Origin of the sequence: Nocardiopsis sp. SBT366 (assembly GCF_001083815.1) — a bacterium.
In the GTDB taxonomy this organism is placed as follows: Bacteria; Actinomycetota; Actinomycetes; order Streptosporangiales; family Streptosporangiaceae; genus Nocardiopsis; species Nocardiopsis prasina.
Window position 1 is genome coordinate 36,330 of record NZ_LAVM01000035.1, and the last position, 22,663, is coordinate 58,992.

Sequence of the window (22,663 nt, forward strand, 5' to 3'; positions counted from 1 at the left end):
GGTTTTTCGCGGTGGCGGGACGCTCAGCGGCCGAGGACCCAGCTCCGGCCCTCGGCCGCCAGCTTCTCCACGAGAGTGGCGCTGTCGTGCTCCTTGGCGAAGAGGTGTTCGGGGCGGGTGATCGGCACGATCCACAGCCACCGCACCGGGTCGCCCTGGAAGGACAGGCCGGAGGTGTCGGGCGGCGTCCGAGTGGGATCGGTCACCAGGGGGCCGGGGTCCTCCAGGAGCAGGACCGCGCCCGCTCCGCCGCGCATGGAACGGTCCTCGGAGTTGTCCAGCCACTTGATGGTGTGCCCGGTCCCGAACCACGTCACCGCACGCCAGGGGAACGCCCCGATCCAACGGAAGATCCTGGCGGCGTGGTGCGCGGGCAGGGTCGTGGCCAGGGCCAGCTCCACCCGCGCGTGGTTCGAGGTGTCGGCCATGTAGCGGTCCAGAGTGGGCATGCGCTGTCCGCACATGCCCACGGTGGAGAGCACGGTGAAGGGCCGCTCCTGCGAGGGCGGCCGCTCCGAGACCCGCAGCAGCGGCGGGTGCCCGTCGGACACGTCCCAGTAGTGGCCGGGTTCGCCCACCCTGCGGTTCAGGTGGCTGAGGACGGTCCGCTGCACGCTGCGCCACGCCCCGGAGGCGCGACGCCAGTCCCAGTAGGCCTCGGCGTGCACCACACGCGGCCACAGCTGGTCCCGCACCGAGTCCAGTTCCCAGGCGTAGGCGCTGCGCCCGATCGCCTCGCGGGCGTACCCGGGCAGACCGCTGTCGGCCTCGGCCCAGCCCGGGATCACCGCGAGCAGGCCCTCCTCGTCCACCAGGGCCACCCCGTCGCCCTCCTCGAACCACACGGCGCGCAGCGTGGCCGGGTCGAACCGGGGGCGTCCCTGGGGGTGCTTGGTGTGGGCCTCCGGCATCAGGGGGGCCTGCCCCCGGTAGAGCCCGCTCGACTCGCTGTCGCGCGGTGCCGCCTCGTGGTTGGCCAGCCACACCGGCACCCGGATGCGCTCACGGGCGTCCAGCAGGTAGGCGGCCGTGGTGTGGGAGTCGCACTCTACGACGACGCGGCGGCTCTGGTAGGGGCTGATCTCGTCCAGCAGGACGTCGATCTCGGTCACCGGCCCTCCCACGTGCCGACGGCTGTCGTGTCGTCGTGTCCGCCGGAAGCGGGTGCAGCCGCCCGGCCTGTCCACAAGCTAAGTAGAATCGACGGTAGTGCCCTGACAGTCGGAGCAGCACCGCAGTCGCGTATAGGTCGTATAACGACCCGTGCCGCCACATCCCTCCCGCACCGGGCGCAGACCACCGACTCCACTCCTTACGGATCCTTATGCCCGCCGAGCTCACATTCGTCGCACCCCGCCGCGCCAAGCCGCCCCGGCACCTGGCCGACCTCAGCCCCGAAGAGCGGCTGGAGGTCGTCAGGGAGCTGGGGGAGAAGCCCTTCCGTGCCAAGCAGATCGCCAAGCACTACTACGGCGGGCTGGAGTCGGACACCTCGAAGATGACCGACCTCCCGGAGTCCTCCCGGGAGCGGCTCGGCGAGGCGCTGCTGCCCACACTGCTCACCCCGGTCCGGCACATCACCTGTGACAACGGGATGACCCGCAAGACCCTCTGGAAGGCCTTCGACGGGGTGATGTTCGAGTCGGTGCTCATGCGCTACCCGGACCGCGTCACCCTGTGCATCTCCTCCCAGGCCGGGTGCGGCATGAACTGCCCCTTCTGCGCCACCGGCCAGGCGGGCCTCACCCGCAACCTGTCCACCGGCGAGATCGTCGACCAGGTCGTGGCCAGCGCCCGCGACCTGGCGCGCGGTGAGGTCGCGGGCGGCCCGGGGCGGATCAGCAACATCGTGTTCATGGGCATGGGCGAGCCCATGGCCAACTACAAGCGCGTGCTCCAGACCGTCCGCCAGATCACCGACCCGGTCCCCGACGGGATGGGTATCTCCCAGCGCGGGGTCACCGTCTCCACGGTGGGCCTGGTCCCGGCCATCAACAAGCTCATCGACGAGAGGATGCAGGTCCGCCTGGCGATCTCCCTGCACGCCCCCGACGACGAGCTCCGCGACGAGCTGGTGCCGATCAACACCCGCTGGAAGGTCGAGGAGGTCCTGGACGCGGCCTGGCGCTACGCCGGGACCACCGGCCGCCGCGTGTCCATCGAGTACGCGCTGATCAAGGACATCAACGACCAGGCCTGGCGGGCCGACCTCCTGGGCAAGCTCCTCAAGGGCCACCTGGTGCACGTCAACCTCATCCCGCTCAACCCCACCCCGGGGTCCAAGTGGACCGCCTCGCGCCCCGAGGACGAGCGCGAGTTCGTCCGGCGCCTCCAGTCCCACGGCGTCTCGGTGACCGTCCGCGACACCCGGGGACAGGAGATCGACGGGGCCTGCGGGCAGCTCGCCGCCGCCGAGAAGTAGGACTCCGACGTGGTGGAGACCGCCCTGGCCTTCGTGGTGGCCACCGCGGCGGGGCTGGTCCCGCTCATCAACATCGAGGTGTACCTGCTGGGCGCCGTCGCCCTCCTGGACGACGGCGCCCTCGTGGCGATGGCCCTGGCGTCGGCCCTGGGCCAGACCCTCGGCAAGATCCCCTACTACTACGTGGGCCGCGGGACGATCTCCACGCCGTGGCTGCGGCGCCGCGCCGCGACCCCCGGCAAGTGGACGGAGCGGGTGTCCCGCTGGCGGGCCAGGGCCGAGGAGCGCCCGGTCTGGGGCGCGGGCCTGCTCGCCCTGAGCTCCTTCGCCAGCGTGCCGCCGTTCATGGTGGTCTCGGTGCTGGCCGGGGTGCTGCGCATGAACATCGTGCTCTTCTGCGTGGTCACCTTCGTCACCCGCTCCGCCCGCTTCCTCATCCTGGTCCTGGCCCCCGCGTGGGCCATGGGCGTCATCCCCTGAACCGTGCCGCTGCCCGGTCAGAGGGCGTGGTCGGCGAGGCGGGTGACCGCCGCGACGACCTCGGGGCCGTGGATGATCCTCGGGTCGTTGTGGCCCGCTCCGGGCAGGACGACCTCCTCGAACAGGTCCGCGCTGGCCTCGGCCACCTCGTGGCTCTGCTCCGGGGGCACGACGCCGTCGGCGTCACCGACGACCACGGTGGTGGGCCGCTCGACCCGCGCGACCCGCTCCGTCACCGGGAACTCGTCCCGCAGCAGCCACCCCACGGGCACCACGGGGTAGTGGTAGCGGCCCATGTCCGCCAGCGAGCTGAAGGGCGAGCGCAGGAAGAGCGCCGCCGGAGGGCGCTGGTCGGCCAGGTCGGCGGCCACGGCCGCGCCCAGGCTCTCCCCGAAGTAGACCGTGCGGTCCGCGTCGAAGCCGCGCTGGGAGAGGTGGTCGGCGGCGGCACGCGCATCGGCGGCCAGCCCCTCCTCGCTGGGGGACCCCGAGTTCCCCCCGTACCCCCGGTAGTCGAAAAGCAGCACGGAGAAGCCCTCGGCGGCCAACGCCCGTGCCAGCGGCGCCCGGGTCCGCCTGTCGCCCGCGTTGCCGTTGGTCACCAGCACGACCGCCTCCCGGTCCCCGCTGGACGGGTGCACGAACCACCCGCCCAGTTCGAGCCCGTCCTCCGTACGTAGCCGGACGTCCTCGGCCCCCTCGATCACCGACCCGGCGGCCGGAGGTTCGTCCAGGGAGGGGAGATAGATCACGGATCGCTGCATCGCCCACACGAATCCCAGCAGCACCACCAGCACCAGTGCCGTCACGGCCGTCACGATCAGGACCGGTCTCACCAAGGTTCCTCCCGGGGGTCGGGTGTGCCTGTCGCGTGAACTACCCGTTCGCCGTGCCGGATACCGGGAGGTGCACTCCGGAACCGGAACGCGCTGGTCGGCGTCTGTTCCTGTGCCTGATCACCAAACACGAGGGAGGCCGCGATGCGGCGGGTCGGACGTGGCGGGATCGTCTCCGGGGTTGTCCTGGGGGCGTTGCTCCTGGTCACCGGATGTTCCTTCGAGTTCAGTATCGGCGGAGGAGACGCGGAGGGCGCGGAGGAGGCCTCGCAGGCCGCCGCTGCCTCCGTGAGTGTCGAGGAGGTGGAGCGCCAGTCGAGCGACAGGCTCTCCGAGCAGGTCGGACAGGTGCCCGACGACTTCACCTGCCCCGAGGACCTCCCGGCCGAGGAGGGAGCGCGGATGCGCTGCGAGCTGACCGCCGGGGAGCAGAGCCTCGGCGTCACCCTCACCGTGACCTCGGTCGACGGCGGTGAGGTCAACTGGGACATCGTGGTCGACGGATAGTCGCCGTCCCCGACACGGACGGGCCGCCCGAGACGCCCCGAGGGCGTACCGGGCGGCCTCCGGTGACTCAGTTGCTCACGAGGTCGCGGCCGCGGAAGCCCAGCAGCGCCACCGACCCGGCGAGCAGAACCGCGCCGAGGTACAGCAGGAACCTCGCGGGGTCGAACTCGTCCACGGGCGGGCGGGGCAGGATCTCGAAGGCGCTCAGGTCCATCACCCGCTCCGAGAAGTGGAACAGCCCGCCCAGCATCGTCGCGACCAGGCTGTAGGCGAACCACTGCCAGAGCAGGGGCAGCAGCCGGGGCGCCGTTCCGTACAGCAGCGCGGCGAGGGCGCCGAAGGTCAGGGCCGCAGGGAGCTGGGCGAGCACGGATCCGACCGTCCGCCAGGTCCAGTCGGCCTCCACCAGAGCGACCGAGGCACCCAGCCCCAGCCCCAGGCCACCCACGACGGTGATCAGCACCGAGGCCAGCGCGGCGACCACCAGGGCGGCGCCGAGCCACTGCGCCCGCCCCACCGCTGTGGACAGCACCAGTTCCGCGCGCCCGGCGCCCTCCTCGGTGTGTGCCCGCAGCACGGAGAGCGCCCCGTAGGCGGAGGCGGCCATGACCACGTAGACACCGATCATGGCCAGGAACCCGTTGATCACGTCGTCACCGGCGTCGCCCAGGATCGCCGCCAGGTCGGGGTTGCCGTCCAGCATCTCCCGAACCTGCGATGCCAGGGTGCCGAAGGCGTAGGCGAAGGCGAACACCGCCACCGTCCAGGCCAGGATCGCCCCGCGCTGCTGGTGCAGGTGCAGGGTGAGGGGGCCCGACAACAGCCGACCGGCCTGCGGCCTGCCGGGGCGGGAGGCCACGAGCCCGGCGCCCACGTCGCGACGGCCCGCCAGGACGTGGGAGACGGCCAGCAGCACCAGGACGACCACCCCGTACAGGGCCAGCGGTTCCCAGCGCAGGTCGACGAAGGGACGCGTCTGTTGCACCCACGCGAACGGTGAGAACCAGGACAGAGGGGTGCCGCCCCGCTCCTCGATGTCGCCCACCACCCGCACCATGTACAGCACGCCCACGGCCAGGAACGCGAGCCCCGAGGCGGAGCGCGCGTGCTCCGACACCTGGGCGCAGACCGAGGCGATCGCCCCGAAGGTGATCCCGGCCAGCGCCACTCCCAGCCCGTAGGCGGCCGAATCGGCGACGGAGAGGCCGTAGGCGGTCATCGCCGCGGTGACCAGGCCGCCGACGACCAGGTTGACCAGGGAGAGCGTGAGCAGGGCGGCAGTGGTCTGCGCGGCGGAGCCCACGACCCCGGCGCGCAGGAGTTCGGTCCGGCCGCTCTCCTCCTCGGCCCGGGTGTGCCGGACCACGTGCAGGACGCTCATGACGGCGAGGGCCAGGAGGAGGCTCATGGTCAGCTCGTTGACCAGCATCCGGCTGAGCGTGTAGTCGTCCACGCCGTAGCCGGGCCCGCCGAAGACGACGCCGGTGGGCGTCTCGATCAGCTGCGCGCGGGCCTGGCGCTCCTCCTGGCTGGTGAAGGTGTCGTCGAGCGCGGGGATGCTGGCGGCGGTCGTCCCGGCCAGGGCCACTGTCCACACGGCGAGCCGGACGCGGTCGCGGCGCAGCGCGAACCGGGTCAGGGTCCAGGTTCCGGTGAGGGCGCTCATGCCGGGTCACCCGCGCCGTTGGGGGAGTCGAGTTCGTCGCCGTAGTGGCGCAGGAACAGCTCCTCCAGGGACGGCGGGTTGCTCACGAGCGAACGCACGCCCAGGTCGGTGACCCGCCTGAGGACGTCGCCCATGTGGTCGTGGTCGACGGCGAGGGACACCGTGCGCCCCCTGACCGCCAGGTCGTGCACGCCGGTCAGACCGGAGAGCGCCGACGGGTCGCCCTCGACCTCGGCCCGGACCGTGGAGCGGGTCAGGTGGCGCAGCCGGTCCAGGGAACCGGACTCCACGGTCCGGCCCCGGCGGATGATCGTCACGGTGTCGCAGAGCTTCTCGACCTCGGACAGGATGTGGCTGGAGAGCAGGACGGTGCGGCCCTCCTCCTTGACCTCCCGCACGCAGTTGGTGAACACCGTCTCCATGAGCGGGTCCAGCCCCGAGGTGGGCTCGTCGAGGACGAGGAGTTCGGCGGTGGAGGCCAGCGCCGCCACCAGGGCCACCTTCTGCCGGTTGCCCTTGGAGTAGGTGCGGGCCTTCTTGGTGGGGTCGAGCTCGAAGCGCTCCAGGAAGGCCTGCTTGCGGCGGGTGTCGAGACCGCCGCGCAGCCGCCCCAGCAGGTCGATGGCCTCACCGCCGGTGAGGTTGGGCCACAGCGAGACGTCACCGGGAACGTAGGCCAGGCGGCGGTGCAGGGTCACCGCCTCCTTCCACGGGTCGCCGCCGAGCAGGCGTACCGAGCCGGAGTCGGATCTGATCAGGCCGAGCAGGACCCGGATGGTCGTGGACTTGCCAGCGCCGTTGGGGCCGAGAAAGCCGACCACCTGGCCGGTCTCCACGGTGAGGTCGAGCTTGTCCAGGGCCCTGAACCGGCCGAAGGACTTGTCGAGGCCACGGACCTCGACGGCGTTCGTTGGTGACATGGTCTGCTCCTCGTGGTGGTGCGGGGTCAGATGTCGTTGCCGTCGCCGCCGGTGTCCTGGGCGGTTGTGGGAGGGGCGCTGTCGGTGGCCGAGAGGTAGGCGTCCAGCAGGGAGGTGTCGGCCAGCACCGGTTCGCTGTAGGTCTCCAGGACGGCGAGCATGTGCTCCGCCATCCAGGTGTGGAAGACCCGCCGGTAGTCGACGTCGGGCCCGGGATGGCGCAGGCGCACGTGGAGCAGGAGCGAGCCGAGCGCCGAGGAGACCGCCCAGCGTGCCCGGCCCGCCGGGTCCCGGCTCGGGCGGACGGCGCCCGCCTCCTCCGCCACGGCCATGTAGCGCTCGGCGTCCTCGACCATCAGGTCGTACATCGACACCGCGAGGGGGCCGCCTGCCTGGAGGGCGTGCAGGACGTACCCCAGGATCGGCGCGTACTGGTCGGTCTCGGCCAGCTGTTGCAGGAAGGTCTGCTGCGCGGGCTCGGCGAACGCCTCCCCCTTGAGTTCGTTGATGACGCCCCGCACGTGGTCGTCGCAGGCCTGGCGGAGCCGGGCCTTGCTGCCGAAGTGGTGGATGACCAGTCCGGGGGAGACTCCCGCGTGGTCGGCGATGGTGCGTACCGAGACGCCGAAGCCGTGCTGGCCGAAGCACGCGACGGCAGAGTCGCGGACCCGGGCTCGTGCGGTCAGGTCTTCCGAAGGGGCTGAACTCATGTTCAATAGATTAAACGCGTGTTTAGTCGCTTCGCAAGGGGGTGCCCGGGATCCGGGCGTACACTCGGGGCACGTTCGGGACCGGCAGCCGGTCCGGTTCCCAGGTCACGAGGGGGAAGTTCGATGGTGCAGGTCGCGGTCGCCCAGTTCGCGCCGGGGCAGGACAAGGCGGAGAACCAGCGCTCGGTCGCGGAGCTCACCGCGCGGGCGGCCGGACGGGGCGCGCGGGTCGTCCTGTTCCCCGAGTACACGATGTTCACCGCCCCACGCACCGACCACCGCTTCGTGGAGGCCGCCGAACCCCTGGACGGCCCCTTCCTGGCAGACGCCGCCGACACCGCCCGACGCGAGGGCGTGTACCTGGTGCTGGGCGTGAACGAGGCAGGGGAGCCGGGCTCCACCCACTTCACGAACACACTGGTCGCGCTCTCGCCGGAGGGGAAGCGGGTCGCGCTCTACCGCAAGATCCACCTCTACGACGCCTTCGGGGCACGGGAGTCGGACGTGGTCGCCCCCGGGCCGATCGACGACCCGGAGACCTTCACCGTGGACGACGTGGTCTTCGGCCTCCAGACCTGCTACGACCTGCGCTTCCCCGAGGTGACCCGGCGGATCGCCGACGCCGGCGCGCACGTGGTGCTGCTGGCCGCGCAGTGGGTGCCGGGGCCCCTCAAGGAGGACCACTGGCGCACACTGGCCCGGGCGCGCGCCATCGAGAACACGGTGTACGTGGTCGCCTCCGGGCAGGCCGCACCCACTGGTGCGGGCGGCAGCACGGTGGTCGACCCGATGGGGACCGCGCTGGCGTCCCTGGGAGAGCAGACCTTCGAGGTGACCTCGGCGGAGGTTTCGGCCGAGCGTGTGGAGGCGGTGCGTGTCACGAATCCGGCGCTGTCCCTGCGCCGATTCTCGGTGATTCCGCACGCCCGGGACTGAGTCCCAGCTCTGTACGGGCCGGTACATATCCGGCTCATCGTATAAAGGACCATCAATGAACTGGGGTCTTCCCAGGGTTCGTCACTTAGGGTTATGATCTCCCTGCACGGAGTGATTTAGATCGGTCCGGACCCTTCCAGGCGCCGATAGCTTCTGATTCAATTAAGAGCCGGTAACTATCGGCCCGCCAGACTGTCCTAAACCACGGGGGGAGCAAGGACATTGCGCGGAACGAGCACGATGTGCGAACGGGACACGAGGCCTGACGCCGCATCCGAGATCCACGTCTACGACCCGAGCTGGCTCAGTGGGGCGCAGTGCATGGGGGATGCCTGCGTCGTCTGCCACGTCAAGTGGCCCCGGCCCCGCCGGGTCTTGGGCGAGCTGCCGGACGGCAGCCAGGTGTACGGATGTGACGAGTGCGCGGGGATGATCGGCCACCAGCCGGTCTCCGCCAGCGGGTCGCTGATCGCGGCCCGCTAGGTGGTGACGGCGGTGGAGACGGTCGCGCTCCGGGTCCAGGGGGAGTCTTGAGGACCCGGAGCGCTTCCGTTGACGCACCCGCTTCCATGGGGAGGAGGGGAATTGAGCACGTCCATCCAGGATGGTCTCTCGTGGCACGCGCTGTCCGCGGCCCGCGCCCCGCAAGGGGGCGCCGGTGACCCACGATACTCCGTGTGGCCCGCCGTAGACGGTCAGTGAGAGACATCCGTCGTTATTTCGACGGGCCCGGGGCTACCCGTTGACGGGAAAGCCCAGGTCGACGCCGCCCTGGGGGCGCTGTCCCGGGTCGGTCCACCGGGCCGTGACCGCCTTGGTGCGGGTGTAGAAGTGGACACCCTCGGTGCCGTGCGCGTGCGAGTCCCCGAACAGCGACTGCTTCCAGCCGCCGAAGGAGTAGTACGCCATCGGTACCGGGATGGGCACGTTGATCCCCACCATCCCCACTTCGATCTCGTTCTGGAAGCGCCTGGCGGCGCCGCCGTCGTTGGTGAAGATCGCGGTCCCGTTGCCGTAGGGGTTCTCGTTGACCAGCCGGACCGCCTCGTCGTAGTCGCCCACGCGGACCACGCTCAGCACTGGGCCGAAGATCTCCTCGCGGTAGCAGGACATCCCGGGGTCGACGTGGTCCAGGACCGAGGGCCCCAGCCAGAAGCCGTCCGCCGCACCGCCCAGCACGGGGTGGACCCGGCCGTCGATCGCCAGGGTGGCCCCCTCGCGGACCCCCGACTCCAGGTAGGAGGCCACCTTGTCGCGGTGCTCCCGGGTGACCAGCGGACCCATCTCACTGCGATCGTCGTCGCCGGGGCCGACCCTCAGGCGCGAGACCCGCTCACGGATACGCTCCAGCAGGTCGTCGGCGACCGAGTCCACCACGGCCACCGCCGAGATGGCCATGCAGCGCTCGCCAGCCGAACCGAACCCGGCCGAGACCGCCGAGTCCGCCGCCAGGTCGAGGTCCGCGTCCGGCAGCACCACCATGTGGTTCTTGGCGCCGCCCAGGGCCTGGACGCGCTTGCCGTGCTCGGCGGCGTTGCGGTACACGTACTTGGCGATCGGTGTGGAGCCGACGAAACTGACCGCGGCCACGTCCGGGTGCTCCAGGATCGCGTCCACCGCGACCTTGTCCCCGTGCACGACGTTGAACACGCCGTCGGGCAGCCCCGCCTCGGCCCACAGCTCAGCCAGGACCAGCGACGCGGACGGGTCCTTCTCGCTGGGCTTGAGCACGAACGTGTTGCCGCAGGCGATCGCCACCGGGAACATCCACATCGGGACCATCGCCGGGAAGTTGAACGGCGTGATCCCGCTGACCACCCCCAGCGGCTGGAGGATCGAGTAGGCGTCCACCCCGGTGGACACGTTCTCGGAGTACCCGCCCTTGAGCAGGTGGGGGATGCCGCAGGCGAAGTCCACGACCTCCAGGCCGCGCGCCACCTCGCCCTGGGCGTCGGAGAAGACCTTGCCGTGCTCGGAACTGACGACCGACGCCAGCCGGTCGCTGTTGGCGCGCAGCAGTTCCCGGAACCGGAACAGGATCTGGACCCGCCTGGAGAGCGAGGTGTCGCGCCAGCCCGGGAAGGCCGCCCTGGCCGCCGCCACGGCCGCGTCGACCTCCTCCGTTCCGGCGAGGGCCACCGTACCGGTGACCGCGCCGGACGCCGGATTGTAGATGTCACCGGTCCGCTCGGCGTGCCCCTCATGGGCGCCGCCGCCGATCCAGTGGGTGACGTGCTTGCTCATGCTTCCTCTTCCTGGTGGCGCGGGCTTCAGGCGTGGTCTGCGACGGCACGGACGGCGTCCAGCAGGATGTCGCGGCCCTCCGCCGCCTCCTCGGTCGACAGGTTCAGCGGCGGGGCCATGCGCAGCACGTTGCCGTGGACGCCCCCCTTGCCCACCAGCAGACCGCGCTCGCGGGTGGCCTCCAGCACCTTCCCCGCCAGCGGTGAGGACGGCGCGCCCGTGGTCGGGTCCACCATCTCGATGGCGAACATCAGGCCCTTGCCGCGCACGTCCCTCACGCAGTCCAGCTCGCGCAGCGCCCGCAGACCCTCGACCACGGTGGTGCCCTGGCGGAGCGCGTTGCCCTGGAGGTCGTGCTCCAGCACGTAGTCCAGGGTGGCCCCGGCCGCGGCCATGGACACCGGGTTGCCGCCGAAGGTGGCCACGCCCAGGGCCGTCAGGCCGTCCATGAGGTCGCCGCGCGCCACCACGCCGCCCACCGCGAAGCCGTTGCCCAGCCCCTTGGCGAAGGTCATGGCGTCAGGGGTGACCCCGTGGTTGCCGATCCCGAAGAAGCTGGTCCCGGTCCGGCCCCACCCGGTCTGCACCTCGTCGGAGACGAACAGGATGCCGTGCTCGTCGAGGACCTCCTTGTAGGCGGCGTACAGGCCGTCGGGGGGCATGGCGAACCCGCCCACGCCCTGGACCGGCTCCGCGATCAGGCAGGCCACGTTGGGCGCCGCGGTGTCCAGGACCTCGCGCAGGTCGGCCACGCAGACGTCGATGTACTCCTGCTCCGTGAGGTTCCGGAACGCGGGGGAGGAGTGGTCCGTGCCGTGCAGGTAGTGGACGTTGAGGGGGGAGAGCGAGGAGTTCTTCCAGGCACGGTTGCCGGTGACCGCGACGGTCCCGAAGGACCGTCCGTGGTAGCTGCCGCGCACGGCCAGGACCTCGTCGCTGCCGCGCGCGTGCGTGGCCAGCAGCAGCGCGGTCTCGTTGGCCTCGGTTCCGGAGTTGGTGAAGAAGACCTTGGCGTCGGGGATGCCGGACAGCCGGGCGATCTTCTCCGCCAGCTCGACCTGTGAGCGGATGAGGTAGAGGGTGGAGGTGTGGACGACGCCCTTGGCGAGCTGGCGTTCCACCGCCTCGCGGACCTCGGCGACGTCGTAGCCGAGCATGTTGGTCACGATGCCGGTGAAGAAGTCCAGGTAGGTGCGGCCTTCGGCGTCCGTGACCCGGGCGCCCTTTCCGCTCACGATCTCCAGCGGGGACTCGTAGTACAGGGGCAACCAGGAGGGCATGACCGCGCGGTGGCGCGCAAGGAGTTCCGACATGCCCCCAGTGTCCCCAGGGCCCGGGGGCTTGGCCAGGATCACCATGTTGACAACATGCTGGTCGGCCTTACAACGTGTAAAGCATACGTCGGACGGTCCCGCCGGAGCTCACGAGTCGGCGCCACCAGCACGATGTAAGCACTACGCCCTCGAATCTGACAGAGCGTCCTAGACTGTCGCCTGTGCTTCCCACCCTTGCCGAGGTCCTCCAGCTTCCCGCCCTCCAGAAGGCCAGGCCCCGAGTGGTGGCCGGTTCCGAGTACCTGGACGTGGCCGTGCGCTGGGTCCACATCGCGGAGGTCACCGACCTCGCCCACCTGCTGCGCGGTGGTGAGCTGGTGCTCAGCACCGGGATCGCCATGCCCGACGACCCCGACGCCCTGCGGCGCTACATCGAGGACATCGCCGACGCCGGTGTCAGCGGGATCGCCGTCGAGCTCGGTCGCAAGTACCACGCCGAACTCCCGAAGGCCTTCCTCGACGCCGCCCGCGACGCCCGCATCGCGGTCATCCTCCTCGACCGCGAGGCCCGCTTCGTCGAGATCACCGAGGCCGTGCACATCCGGGTGGTCAACGAGCAGCTGGAGGAGCTGCGCGAGTCCGAGAAACTCCACTCGGTCTTCACCCAGCTGTCCGTGGAGGGCGCCGACGTGGGGCAGATCCTGCACGAGGTGGCCCAACTCTCCGGCTGCCCGGTGGTCCTGGAGAACCTCACCCACCAGGTCCTGGCCTGCGACCTCAACGGGGAGGACCCCGGAACCCTGCTGACCGCCTGGGAGAGCCGGTCGCGCGCGATCCGTACCGGAACCCGGACCGTCCACGCGCCCGCCTCGGGCTGGTTGGTCACGACGGTCGGCGCCCGGGGGCAGGACTGGGGGCGGCTGATCCTCATCACCGGGGCCACCCCCACGGCCAGACAGACCATGCTCATCGAACGGGCCGCCACCACCCTGGCGCTGGGACGGCTGCTGGAGCGCCACCAGGAGAGCCTGGAACGCCAGACCCACCGCACGATCATCGCGGGCATCATCGACCGCGCCTACTCCGACCCGGAGGAGGCTCTGGTCCGGGCCCGCGCCGTGGGTGTGCCCCTGCACAACCGGGAGATGGTCGGCCTGGTCCTGCGGCTGCGCGAGAGCGGAACCGGGCTGGCCGCGCAGGCCCGTCTGTCCGACACCGCCGAGGGCGCCGCCCGCGCCTGTCGCGAACTCCGCCTGCCCGCGCTGGTGGGCTCCCTCGACGACCTGCGCGTGGGCATCCTGCTCGCCCTGCCGGACCGCAGGCGCCTGGACGCCACGCTGCACCTGCTGGCGGACCGGGTCCGTGGCGCCGTGGGGGACGCGGCGGTGCTCGCGGTGGGGTCGGCCGCAGACGACGTCCGCGAGGTGCGCCGGTCGTTCCTCGAGGCCCGACAGGTGGGCGACGTGGCGATCAAGCAGAGCGACCGGCGCCCCTTCTACCGCCTGCCCGACCTGCACCTGCGCGGACTGCTGCACCTGTTCCGCGACGACGAGCGCCTCCAGACCTACGTGGAGCGCGAGCTGGGGCCGCTTCTGGACCACGACGCCCGGCACGGCGGCGACCTCGCCGACATGCTCCGCCACTACCTGGGCGCGGGGCGCAACAAGGCGCTGGCCGCGAGCCGGGCGCACCTGTCCCGGCCCGCCTTCTACGAACGGCTGCGCCGGATCGCCAACGTGCTCGACGCCGACCTGGAGTCGGTGGAGACCTGCCTGTCCCTCCACGTGGCCCTGCTGTCACTGGACTCGGTCAGGGACCAGCAGTAGGGGAGTCCCACGTTCGGCACCTGTTCGTCACACCGGTGCAGTACGTTGGATTCCGTTGTGAATCTCCATCTTGACAAGGGATTCCTGATTTTGACGCGTGGAGGACCCCAGTGACCGAGCACCTTGACCCCGGACCCGCACGACGGGTCAACGGGGTGGTGTTGGACGAGACGGCCAAGCGCATCATCGAGGTCCTCCAGCAGGACGGACGCCTGTCCTACGCGGCCATCGGCAAGACCGTGGGCCTGTCGGAGGCCGCCGTACGCCAGCGCGTGCAGCGCCTCCTGGAGTCCGGGGTGGTCCAGGTGGTGGGCGTCACCGACCCCATGACACTGGGCTTCGAGCGTCAGGCGATGATCGGCGTGCGCACCAGCGGCGACCTCAACGCCGCCGCCGACGCCGTCTCCGAGCTGGCGGGCGTCGAGTACGTGGTCATCACGGCGGGCTCCTTCGACCTCATGGTCGAGGTCGTCGCCGAGGACGACGCCCGCCTGCTCGACATCCTCGCCGCGATCCGCGCCGTGGAGACCGTCGAGAGCACCGAGACCTTCCTCTACCTCAAGCTGCGCAAGCAGACCTACGCGTGGGGAACCAGGTAGGAGGAAGCGGTTGTGCCCTCCTGGGCCTGCGCTTCGCTATGGGGTGGACGGGCGCCTTTGCGGAGGAACCTTCGGCGCCTGCGGTGTGATGGCTCGTTCCTCGCAATCCCACCTGCGCCACCTGGCCGCGTCCGCGCCCCGCCCGGCTCACAGCGGTCCCGGCACCCCGGTGACCTCCATGCCCAGCAGTTCCGCGGCCAGAGTCTTGCCGTGGGCGTCCAGGTACAGGGACGTGGTGACCGTGTCGTCGGAGGCCCGCGCGCACACCAGGATCAGGGCGTGCACGTTGTCCATGCGGTGCACGGTGACCGGACCGCGAAAGCGCTCGCCCAACTCGGCGCGGACCCGCTCGGGCGTCAGCTCCCCAAGGAGGACCGGGTACCAGCGGGGGTCACGGGCGACGACGGAGATCGTGTTGAGGTTGCCCTTGTCCCCGGCTCTGGCGGTGGCGATCTCGTACAGCGGGACGCTCATCGCCGCTCCTCTCCGAACCAGCTGACCGCCGGTTCCACGTGCTCTCGTGCGATGGTGCTCGACAGGATGCCCACGACCTCACCGCTTCGGGTCCGTACCCCGCCCCCTCCGGCGGGGCCGCAGGTGTACAGGGCGGTGACCTCCTCCTCCACGGCCTGGGCCCCCGCCCGGTCCGTGCTCAGGGCGGCGACACGCAGTCGGCACTCCGAGAATGCCGCGTCGTCGTGCCCGGACCCCGCCCCGATCAGGTCGACCCGGCTGCGGACCCGGTCTCCCAGGCGTTCGCGGACCACCTCCCCGGCGAGCCTGGCCCGTGCCACGGCGCCGGGCCCCGTGTAGGAGATCTCCCCCTCGCCTCGGTATCCGGCCCGGTAGCCCACGCTGACCTTCAGTGTCCGGGGCCGCGCGAAGCCGCGCGCCCCGTCCACGAGGACGCGGTCCCCGCCCAGCTCCCGCAGGCGCACGCCCGTCATGTCCAGGGAGACGTCCGGGGTCAGGTAGGCCCGTGGGTCGGTCACCTCGTAGGTGAGCTGCTCAGTGACGGTCATGCGGTCGACCCTGCCGCCCGTCCCCGGGAGTTTGGTGACCACGGCACGGCCGTCGCCGTCGACCTCCGCCAGCGGGAACCCCAGGTCGGCAAGGCCCGCCACGTCCTTGCGGCCCGGATCGGCGAAGTACCCGCCGGTCAGCTGGCCCGCGCACTCCAGCAGGTGGCCCACCAGCGTCCCCGCCGCCAGCAGTCCCTCGTCCGACGGGTCCCAGCCGAGGTCGTGGACGAGCGGAGCCAGGAACAGCGAGGGATCGGCGGCCCGGCCCGCGACGATCACGTCGGCCCCGCCGCGCAGGGCGGGCAGCAGGGCCTCCGCTCCCAGGTAGGCGTTGGCGGAGACGAGCTCCCCGTGGGACTCCAGCGGCTCCCCGTCCTCCCAACAGGGCGCGGACGGGTCGATCCTGTCCAGGACGTCGTCGCCGGAGACGGCGGCCACGGTGGTCGGCAACCCAAGAGAGGCGGCCAGTTCCGCGGCCATCGCCCCGGCGGCCACCGGGTCGGCGGCGCCCGCGTTCGTGACCAGCCTCGTGCCCCGACGGTGCAGGGGTTCCAGGAGGAGTTCGAGGCGGCGGCGGAGCATCGGGTCGTACCCCGGCCCCGAGCCCTCGGACGCGCGCAGGGAGGCGAGCGAGACCGTTCGCTCACCCAGGCACTCCAGGACGAGTGTGTCGAGCGCACCCCGCTCGACCAGGTCGACGGCGGGTTGGAGTCGGTCGGAGGCGAATCCCGCGCCGCAGCCGATCCGGGTGCCAGGGGTCACGTGTTGCTCCTTCGGGTTCGCGCGGACCATCGGTTCGCGGGGTGTGCGGGCGTTGGCGGGGGCCGGTCACGCCGCCCACGGCAGGATGACGCCCATGGCGACGGCGGACCCGAAGACCACCAGGCTGACCAGCCAGGCCCAGGGGAACAGGAACCGGATGTGGGTGCCGATGGGGACCCCGGAGAGGCCGACCAGCAGGTAGAAGGAACCGGTCATCGGGCTGATCGGGAAGCCGACGGTCTCCTGGCCGGTGATCGAGGCCTGCGCGACGTCGATCGGGGCGACACCGAACTCGCCTCCCACGGCGGCCAGCACGGGCATGACGGCGAAGTAGTAGGCGTCCGGACCGAAGACGAGGCTCATGGGGACGGCCAGCACGCCGATCAGCAGGGGCAGACCGGGTCCGAGGAAGTCGGGCATGGCCCCGGTCATCGACACCGCCATCGCCTCGATCATGCCGCTCTCCTCCATGACTCCGAGGAAGGCCCCGGCCGCCAGGAGGGTGCTGGCCATGAGGATCGCCCCGCGAGCGTGGTCGTTGATCCTCTCGGTCTGGGCCGACATCCCCGGGTAGTTCACGGCCAGCGCGATGACGAGGGCGATCATGAACACCAGCTCCGGGGGCATCACCCCCGAGATGAGAGTGGCGACGGCGGCCAGGGTGAGCGCGGCGTTCAACCAGTACAGGCGGGGGCGCAGAAGCTCCGGACGCTCCGACTCGTACTCGGCGGGCGCGGCCACCCGAGGGGCGTCGTCACCGTCCGCACCGCCGGACGGACCGCCGGACGAGCCAGCGGACGGGCCGACCCCGGCGCCGACCGGACGCCCCGCGGCCGTCGTGCGCAACCGGTTCCGCTCGCGCACACCCAGGTAGTACGCGATGAGCAGGCACGTGACCATGCCGATGAGCTGGGCCGGGATCAGAGGGACCCACAGGTCGTTGGCCGGGATGCCGCTCGCCGTGGCCGCTCTCGCCGTGGGGCCGCCCCAGGGGAGGATGTTCATGATCCCCGCCCCGAGTCCCGTGAGCGCGGCGAGTACCACCCGGCGCATCCCCAGCGCGTCGTAGAGGGGGAGCATCGCCGGGATCGTGATGAGGAACGTGGTCGCGCCGGCGCCGTCGAGATGGGCCACCATCGCCAGGACCACCGTGGCCACGGCGATGGTCACCGGGTTGTCCCCGGCGAACCTCAGGACTCGGCGCACGATGGGGTCGAAGAGCCCGGCGTCGCGCATCACCCCGAAGTAGAGGATCGCGAAGACGAACATGGCGGTGGTGGCGGCCACCCCGGTGATGCCCGCGGACACGAAGGAACCGACCTCGCCGGGACCGAAGCCCATCACAAGGGCGGCGGCGACGGGCACGCCAGCCAGGGCCACGACCGCGCCCACGCGGTTGGACAACAGCAGCACGAGCACGACCGTGATCGTCGCGAATCCCATGGCGGTCAGCATCTGGAACGCTCCTCGGAAACGGGGGGAGAGAGTGACCTGCGGCACTCTCGCTCATGTTTCCGTGACGTTTCCTTGAGTGTCCAGCATTAACAAAGCAAGGAGCTATGCTCTCGGAGCATGGACCTGACGCTGAGGGAGTTGTCGGTCTTCGCGACCGTCGCCAGGCACGGGAGTTTCACCGCCGCCGCCGACACGCTGCACGTCGCGCAGTCCTCGTTGAGCCGGACCGTGATGGCGATGGAGCGCAACCTGCGCGTCCGACTGCTCGAACGCACGACCCGGAACGTGCGGTGCACGGCGGAGGGCGCCGAACTCCTCGCCGTGGCCGAGCGCCTGCTCGCCGCCCACCGTGCGGAAATGAACGGACTCGAACGCTTCCTGCGCGGAACCCGGGGCACCGTCGTCGTGGCGACGCTGCCCTCGGTCGCGGCCGCACTGCTGCCAGCGGTGATCGCGCGCTTCCGAGCCTGCGCCCCCGAGATCGACGTCCACGTCCTGGACGGCATGGCGGGCAGCGCGATCGAGCGCCTGCGGGCGGGGGAGTGCGACATGGCGCTGGTGGCCGCCCAGAGCCCGCAGGAGGGACTGCGGGCACGGCCGCTGCTCAGGGACCGCTTCCTCGCGGTGGTGCCGTCCGGGCACCCGCTCGCGCGGCGTCCGGAACTCACCTGGGCCGACCTCGCCCCGGAACCCTTCATCGTGACCGGCGGGGACTCCAGCGTCCGCCCGGTCACGGACACCGCCTTCCGGAGCGCGGGGCTCCGGCCGGTGCGCACCATCGAGGCGGGCAACATCTCCACCGTGGGCGGCCTGCTCTCCGCGGGCCTCGGTGTCGCCGCGCTCCCCGCGCTGTCCCGGATCCTCATGAGCTTCGCCGACCACGTGTGCCTGCCACTCGGCGCACCCGCCGTCGAGCGGAGGGTTGACGTGATCGTCCATGGGGAGCGACGCATGGGACGGGCGGCCGAGGCCTTCCTGGACCTTCTGCTGAGGATGCGTGCCGAGGACCACCCCCTCCCGGAGGGGGTGGCCTGGGTGGCGGACCCCGCCTGACGGCCGAGGCCGGACCGGTGGGCGTCCGCCGAACCCGCCCTACACCCCGGCCAGGGCCTCCTCCAGGATGTCCAGGCCCTCACGGAGGAGGTCGTCCCCGATGACCAGCGGCGGCAGCATCCGGATCACGTTGCCGTAGGTGCCCGCGCTCAGCAGGACCAGGCCCCGGGAGTGGCAGTGCCTCAGCACCTGGGCCACGGCCTCGGAGTTGGGCTCCTTGCCGTCACCGACCAGCTCGATGGCGACCATCGCCCCACGGCCGCGCACGTCGCCCACGACGTCGAAGCGGTCGGCGAAGGAGCGGAGACGGTCCAGCATGAGCGCACCGATCTCGCGGGCCCGGCCGGTGAGGTCCTCGGTCTCGATCACCTCCAGCGAGGCCAGCGCGGCGGCGCAGGCCGCCGGGTTGCCGCCGTAGGTGCCGCCCAGCCCGCCGCCGTGCACGGCGTCCATGAGCTCGGCCCGGCCGGTCACCGCCGCCAGCGGCAGGCCGCCCGCGATGCCCTTGGCCGTGGCGATCAGGTCCGGCACGATCCCCTCGTGGTCGCAGGCGAACATGTCGCCGGTGCGCGCGAAGCCGGTCTGCACCTCGTCGGCGACGAACACGATCCCGTTGGCGCGGCAGAACTCGACCAGCGCGGGCAGGAACCCGGGGGCGGGCTCGATGAAGCCGCCCTCACCCTGGATGGGCTCGATGACCATCGCGGCCACGTTCTCGGCGCCGATCTGCTTGACGACCTGGTCGATCGCGGCGGCCGCGGCCTCGGGTCCGCAGTTCTCGGGACCGGTCGGCCAGCGGTAGGCGTAGGCCATGGGCATGCGGTGGATCTCGCCCGCGAACGGACCGAAACCCTGCTTGTAGGGCATGTTCTTCGCGGTCAGGCCCATGGTGAGGTTGGTGCGGCCGTGGTAGGCGTGGTCGAACACCACGACGGCCTGCCGCCCGGTGGCGCTGCGCGCGATCTTGACGGCGTTCTCCACCGCCTCCGCGCCCGAGTTCAGCAGGATGGACCGCTTCTCGTGGTCGCCCGGGGTGACCCGGTTGAGCGCCTCGCAGACCTCCACGTAGGCCTCGTACGGGTTGACCATGAAACAGGTGTGCGTGAAGCGGCCGAGCTGCTCGGCGGCGCGCTCGACCACCCGCGCGTCGGCGTTGCCGACGTTGGTCACCGCGATACCGGACCCGAAGTCGATCAGCGCGTTGCCGTCGACGTCCTCGACGATGCCGCCTCCCGCGCGCTCCACGTACACCGGCAGCACGCTGCCCACGCCCTGGGCGACGGCGGCGGACCGGCGCTTCTGGATCTCGCGGGACTTGGGGCCGGGGATCTCGGTGACGATCCGGCGGGACTGGACGACCTCGGTCTGTGCCATGCGGCTGCCTCCTTGTGCGCGGGTGGTGCGACTGTGCGGACGGGCAAGACACTAGAGCGCCCTGAACCGGACACCCATGGACACAGTGGATAATCAGGAGGGAGTCCTGTGCCATTGCGTCAGGGATGGGGCCGCAGGGAGGAGAGCTACGCGAGGGAGTCCGGATGCCGCCGACACTGGGGGCGCTGCTGCGCACGCCGAGTCTGCGTCTGCGCCTGCTGACAGGGCAGGACCGCACGCACCGCCAGGTGGAGTGGGTCGCCGTCAGCGAGCTGGCCGACCCCACCCCCTATCTGGCCGGGGGAGAGCTGGTGCTCACCACCGGTGTGCGGTGGGTTGACCGCCTCCCCGACCTGCGCGCCTACGTGGGCCGCCTGGCCGAGCGCGACATCGCCGGGATCGGCTTCGGCGCGGCGGTCAACTTCGACCACACCCCCGAGGAACTCGTCGATGCCGCGGAGGAGTTCGGGGTGGCCCTCGTGGAGGTCCACCGCCTGACCCCGTTCATGGCGGTCGGCAAGGAGGTCTCCCGGCTGCTTGCCCAGGAGGAGTACGAGGGCCTGAACCGGGCCTTCGCCGCCCAGCGCGCGCTCACCCGGGCCGCGCTCACGGGTGCCCCCGCCGTTGTGGACCGTCTCGCTCGCGAACTCGGCGGCTGGGTGCTGCTGCTCTCCCCGGACGGCGCGGTTCGGCACGCGGCCCCCGGGTCGGCCGCCGCCCGCGCCCCCGGGCTGGCCGACGAGCTCGCCCGGCTGCGCGGCGCGGGACCCCGGGCCAGTGTCTCGGTGGCCTCGGAGGGCGACCGCGTCTCCGTCCAGCCCCTGGCCACGAGTGGCCGGGCGCGGGGGTTCCTGGCGGTCGGCGGGGTCCGGGTGTCCGGATCCGACGACCGCACCCTGGTCAACGCGGCGGTGTCCCTGCTCTCCCTCGAACTCGAACGGCCCTCGCCCGGGCCGGGCTCCGGGGTGCGCTCGGCCGTGCTCACGGCGCTGCTCGACGGCGCCCTCGACCCGGTGCACCCGGGCGCGGCCGACCTGCGGGCGGTGCTGCCCGCCGAGCCCGTGGTGGTGGCTGTCGGCGCGGCGCTTCCGGACGGGCCCCGCCCCGAGGGCGTCCTGGTGGCCGGGCACGAGGGCCGTACGGTGGTGCTGGCCGCGGCGGCCATCGACGCCGCGGTGTTCGGGGAGGTGCTGGCGGGGCCGGTCGGCGTGAGCGCCCCTGTCGGTTACCCGGACCTGGCAGCCGCCCGTTCCCAGGCCGAACGCGCGCTGGCCGCCGCCACCGAGGAGGAGAGCGGCCTCCAGCGCTACGACCAGCTCCCGGGCGGCCTCCTCGGTCTGCTGGACACCCCCGCCGGGGCCCGGCTGGCCGACGACCTGCTGGCCCCGATCGACCAGCAGCGGGCCGCGCCCGAACTCCTCGCCTCGCTGCGTGCCTACCTGGCCGCCTCGGGCCGCTGGGACACCGCAGCCGAGCGGCTGGGCGTGCACCGGCACACCCTGCGCTACCGGATGCGGCGCATCCGGGAACTGCTCCCCGGCGACCTGGACGACCCGGACCACCGCACCGAACTCTGGATCGCGCTGCGTGTGCGCGAGGGCCGTCACTGACACCGGCTCGTCCGCTTCGGCACCGGACCGCCCCGGCACCGAGGGAAAGTGGCACCGGTTCCGGCGTTCGCCAGGTGGGGGCGCGGAAAATGCACCACAATGGCCCTGATAGCTGGGGGTAGTCATCCGATCACTTCTGGTCGGGTGGTCAGGGGGGCGTCGTGAGGTCACTACAGGACGACGAACAGATCGGTGGTCTGGGGTCCTACCCGACCACTGAGGGGCGGATCGCGGACCGCGGCCGCGTGGCGGCGGGGATCGGCGCGGCGTCCCTGCGCTGGAAGACACCGGCGGACCAGGGCGGGGTCCGCTCCTTCCTGGCCTACCTGCGGGCCTGCCTGCGCCGCGAGTCCGTCCTCACCCACGTGGTGCGGGCCGAGCGGCTGAACACCGACACCTGCGCCTGTCTGCCAGCCGGTCCCGAACTGCTGTTCAGCGGAGCCAGGGACACGCTGCCCCCGCACCCCGAGAGCGGCAGGGTGACCCGCCTGGCCGTGCGACACGGACAGGCGTTGCGCTACGGCTACCCCCTGGTGATCCTGGGCGAGGGCCCGGACCGCGTGGCCCTGCCCCTGCTCACCGTGGACGTCCGGGCCGTGGACGGGCCCGGGTCGGCGGGCGGGACCGGCCTGCCGGGCACCGGTCCGGGACCGCTGGTGCGTGCGGTGGGCAGGCCCGACGTCAACCCCGCCCTCCTCGCCCGGCTCGGCATCACCGATCCCGAGGACCTGTTCGAGCTGCGGGCACGGCTCCGCTCCGAGTCCCCCGACCCCACCCACCGGCCCGCCGCTGTCGCCGACCTCGCCGCCAAGGTGCGCACCCTGCTCACCCGGCTGGAGATCGAGCGGGTGGACGACATCGCGCCCCTCGGCACCCGGGGCAGGCCCCATCCGCTCATCCCCGGGGCGCACAACACGGCCGTGCTCTTCCGCGCGGGACCCTCGGGGCCGGGCGACGGGGGCGGGAC

20 protein-coding genes and 1 pseudogene are annotated in these 22,663 nt (G+C 71.7%); 10 read left to right on the forward strand and 11 right to left on the reverse strand.

Annotation, left to right across the window (positions count from 1 at the left end; genetic code table 11):
- Positions 1-23: 23 nt before the first annotated feature.
- Entirely contained in the window at positions 24-1,112 is a 1,089-nt protein-coding gene (locus ADX84_RS12800) for a suppressor of fused domain protein (RefSeq protein WP_049572754.1), read from the reverse strand.
- A 212-nt stretch (positions 1,113-1,324) separates the two neighbouring features.
- Here ADX84_RS12800 and rlmN point away from each other — a divergent pair, with 212 nt between their 5' ends.
- The gene (gene rlmN / locus ADX84_RS12805; protein WP_049572757.1) at positions 1,325-2,422 is read left to right on the forward strand and encodes a 23S rRNA (adenine(2503)-C(2))-methyltransferase RlmN; all 1,098 of its coding nucleotides are present in this window, start codon (positions 1,325-1,327) and stop codon (positions 2,420-2,422) included.
- Between the two features lie 9 nt (positions 2,423-2,431).
- Complete coding sequence (locus ADX84_RS12810; protein WP_049572760.1) at positions 2,432-2,902, forward strand: VTT domain-containing protein; 471 nt, start codon at positions 2,432-2,434, stop codon at positions 2,900-2,902.
- Positions 2,903-2,919: 17 nt separating this feature from the next.
- Here the strand turns inward: ADX84_RS12810 and ADX84_RS12815 are convergent, their stop codons facing one another.
- Complete coding sequence (locus ADX84_RS12815; protein WP_199776572.1) at positions 2,920-3,738, reverse strand: alpha/beta hydrolase; 819 nt, start codon at positions 3,736-3,738, stop codon at positions 2,920-2,922.
- 144 nt (positions 3,739-3,882) lie between these two features.
- On the opposite strand from ADX84_RS12815, the gene ADX84_RS12820 reads away from it, so the two are divergent.
- The gene (locus ADX84_RS12820; RefSeq protein ID WP_049572774.1) at positions 3,883-4,245 is read left to right on the forward strand and encodes a DUF4333 domain-containing protein; all 363 of its coding nucleotides are present in this window, start codon (positions 3,883-3,885) and stop codon (positions 4,243-4,245) included.
- 67 nt (positions 4,246-4,312) lie between these two features.
- Here the strand turns inward: ADX84_RS12820 and ADX84_RS12825 are convergent, their stop codons facing one another.
- The 3 genes from ADX84_RS12825 to ADX84_RS12835 are packed head-to-tail and all read right to left on the reverse strand — an operon-like array spanning position 4,313 to position 7,541.
- Entirely contained in the window at positions 4,313-5,911 is a 1,599-nt protein-coding gene (locus ADX84_RS12825) for an ABC transporter permease (protein WP_049572784.1), read from the reverse strand.
- On the reverse strand, positions 5,908-6,831 hold the full coding sequence (locus tag ADX84_RS12830; RefSeq protein ID WP_049572795.1) for an ABC transporter ATP-binding protein: 924 nt from the start codon (positions 6,829-6,831) through the stop codon (positions 5,908-5,910). The genes ADX84_RS12825 and ADX84_RS12830 overlap by 4 nt, the downstream gene beginning before the upstream one ends.
- Positions 6,832-6,857: 26 nt before the next feature.
- Complete coding sequence (locus ADX84_RS12835; protein WP_049572804.1) at positions 6,858-7,541, reverse strand: TetR/AcrR family transcriptional regulator; 684 nt, start codon at positions 7,539-7,541, stop codon at positions 6,858-6,860.
- A 123-nt stretch (positions 7,542-7,664) separates the two neighbouring features.
- Between ADX84_RS12835 and ADX84_RS12840 the strand changes: the two genes are divergently transcribed.
- Entirely contained in the window at positions 7,665-8,477 is an 813-nt protein-coding gene (locus tag ADX84_RS12840; protein WP_049572807.1) for a carbon-nitrogen hydrolase family protein, read from the forward strand.
- A 240-nt stretch (positions 8,478-8,717) separates the two neighbouring features.
- Positions 8,718-8,960, forward strand: a complete 243-nt coding sequence (locus ADX84_RS12845; RefSeq protein WP_049572810.1) for a hypothetical protein — start codon at positions 8,718-8,720, stop codon at positions 8,958-8,960.
- A gap of 252 nt (positions 8,961-9,212) precedes the next feature.
- Here ADX84_RS12845 and ADX84_RS12850 read toward each other — a convergent pair whose 3' ends face one another.
- Both ADX84_RS12850 and ADX84_RS12855 read right to left on the reverse strand, forming a co-directional pair.
- Complete coding sequence (locus ADX84_RS12850) at positions 9,213-10,721, reverse strand: CoA-acylating methylmalonate-semialdehyde dehydrogenase (protein WP_049572813.1); 1,509 nt, start codon at positions 10,719-10,721, stop codon at positions 9,213-9,215.
- A gap of 26 nt (positions 10,722-10,747) precedes the next feature.
- Complete coding sequence (locus ADX84_RS12855) at positions 10,748-12,034, reverse strand: aspartate aminotransferase family protein (protein ID WP_049572816.1); 1,287 nt, start codon at positions 12,032-12,034, stop codon at positions 10,748-10,750.
- A 182-nt stretch (positions 12,035-12,216) separates the two neighbouring features.
- On the opposite strand from ADX84_RS12855, the gene ADX84_RS12860 reads away from it, so the two are divergent.
- Positions 12,217-13,821: a PucR family transcriptional regulator gene (locus ADX84_RS12860; RefSeq protein ID WP_049572820.1), complete on the forward strand. Its 1,605-nt coding sequence runs from the start codon at positions 12,217-12,219 to the stop codon at positions 13,819-13,821.
- Positions 13,822-13,931: 110 nt separating this feature from the next.
- Entirely contained in the window at positions 13,932-14,420 is a 489-nt protein-coding gene (locus ADX84_RS12865; protein ID WP_049572823.1) for an Lrp/AsnC family transcriptional regulator, read from the forward strand.
- A 147-nt stretch (positions 14,421-14,567) separates the two neighbouring features.
- Here ADX84_RS12865 and ADX84_RS12870 read toward each other — a convergent pair whose 3' ends face one another.
- The 3 genes from ADX84_RS12870 to ADX84_RS12880 all read right to left on the reverse strand — a co-directional run bounded on the left by ADX84_RS12870 (position 14,568) and on the right by ADX84_RS12880 (position 17,659).
- Positions 14,568-14,894: a hypothetical protein gene (locus tag ADX84_RS12870; protein ID WP_049572826.1), complete on the reverse strand. Its 327-nt coding sequence runs from the start codon at positions 14,892-14,894 to the stop codon at positions 14,568-14,570.
- Positions 14,891-16,204, reverse strand: a complete 1,314-nt coding sequence (locus ADX84_RS12875; protein ID WP_234003944.1) for an acyclic terpene utilization AtuA family protein — start codon at positions 16,202-16,204, stop codon at positions 14,891-14,893. The genes ADX84_RS12870 and ADX84_RS12875 overlap by 4 nt, the downstream gene beginning before the upstream one ends.
- Before the next feature lie 66 nt (positions 16,205-16,270).
- On the reverse strand, positions 16,271-17,659 hold the full coding sequence (locus ADX84_RS12880; protein WP_049572831.1) for a CitMHS family transporter: 1,389 nt from the start codon (positions 17,657-17,659) through the stop codon (positions 16,271-16,273).
- 117 nt (positions 17,660-17,776) lie between these two features.
- Between ADX84_RS12880 and ADX84_RS12885 the strand changes: the two genes are divergently transcribed.
- Entirely contained in the window at positions 17,777-18,712 is a 936-nt protein-coding gene (locus ADX84_RS12885) for a LysR family transcriptional regulator (protein WP_049572834.1), read from the forward strand.
- Between the two features lie 39 nt (positions 18,713-18,751).
- Here the strand turns inward: ADX84_RS12885 and gabT are convergent, their stop codons facing one another.
- Positions 18,752-20,086, reverse strand: a complete 1,335-nt coding sequence (gene gabT / locus ADX84_RS12890; RefSeq protein WP_049572837.1) for a 4-aminobutyrate--2-oxoglutarate transaminase — start codon at positions 20,084-20,086, stop codon at positions 18,752-18,754.
- 164 nt (positions 20,087-20,250) lie between these two features.
- On the opposite strand from gabT, the gene ADX84_RS12895 reads away from it, so the two are divergent.
- Both ADX84_RS12895 and ADX84_RS12900 read left to right on the forward strand, forming a co-directional pair.
- On the forward strand, positions 20,251-21,696 hold the full coding sequence (locus ADX84_RS12895) for a PucR family transcriptional regulator (RefSeq protein ID WP_049572840.1): 1,446 nt from the start codon (positions 20,251-20,253) through the stop codon (positions 21,694-21,696).
- Between the two features lie 161 nt (positions 21,697-21,857).
- Positions 21,858-22,663, forward strand: a pseudogene (locus ADX84_RS12900) (DNA helicase); the annotation flags it as partial.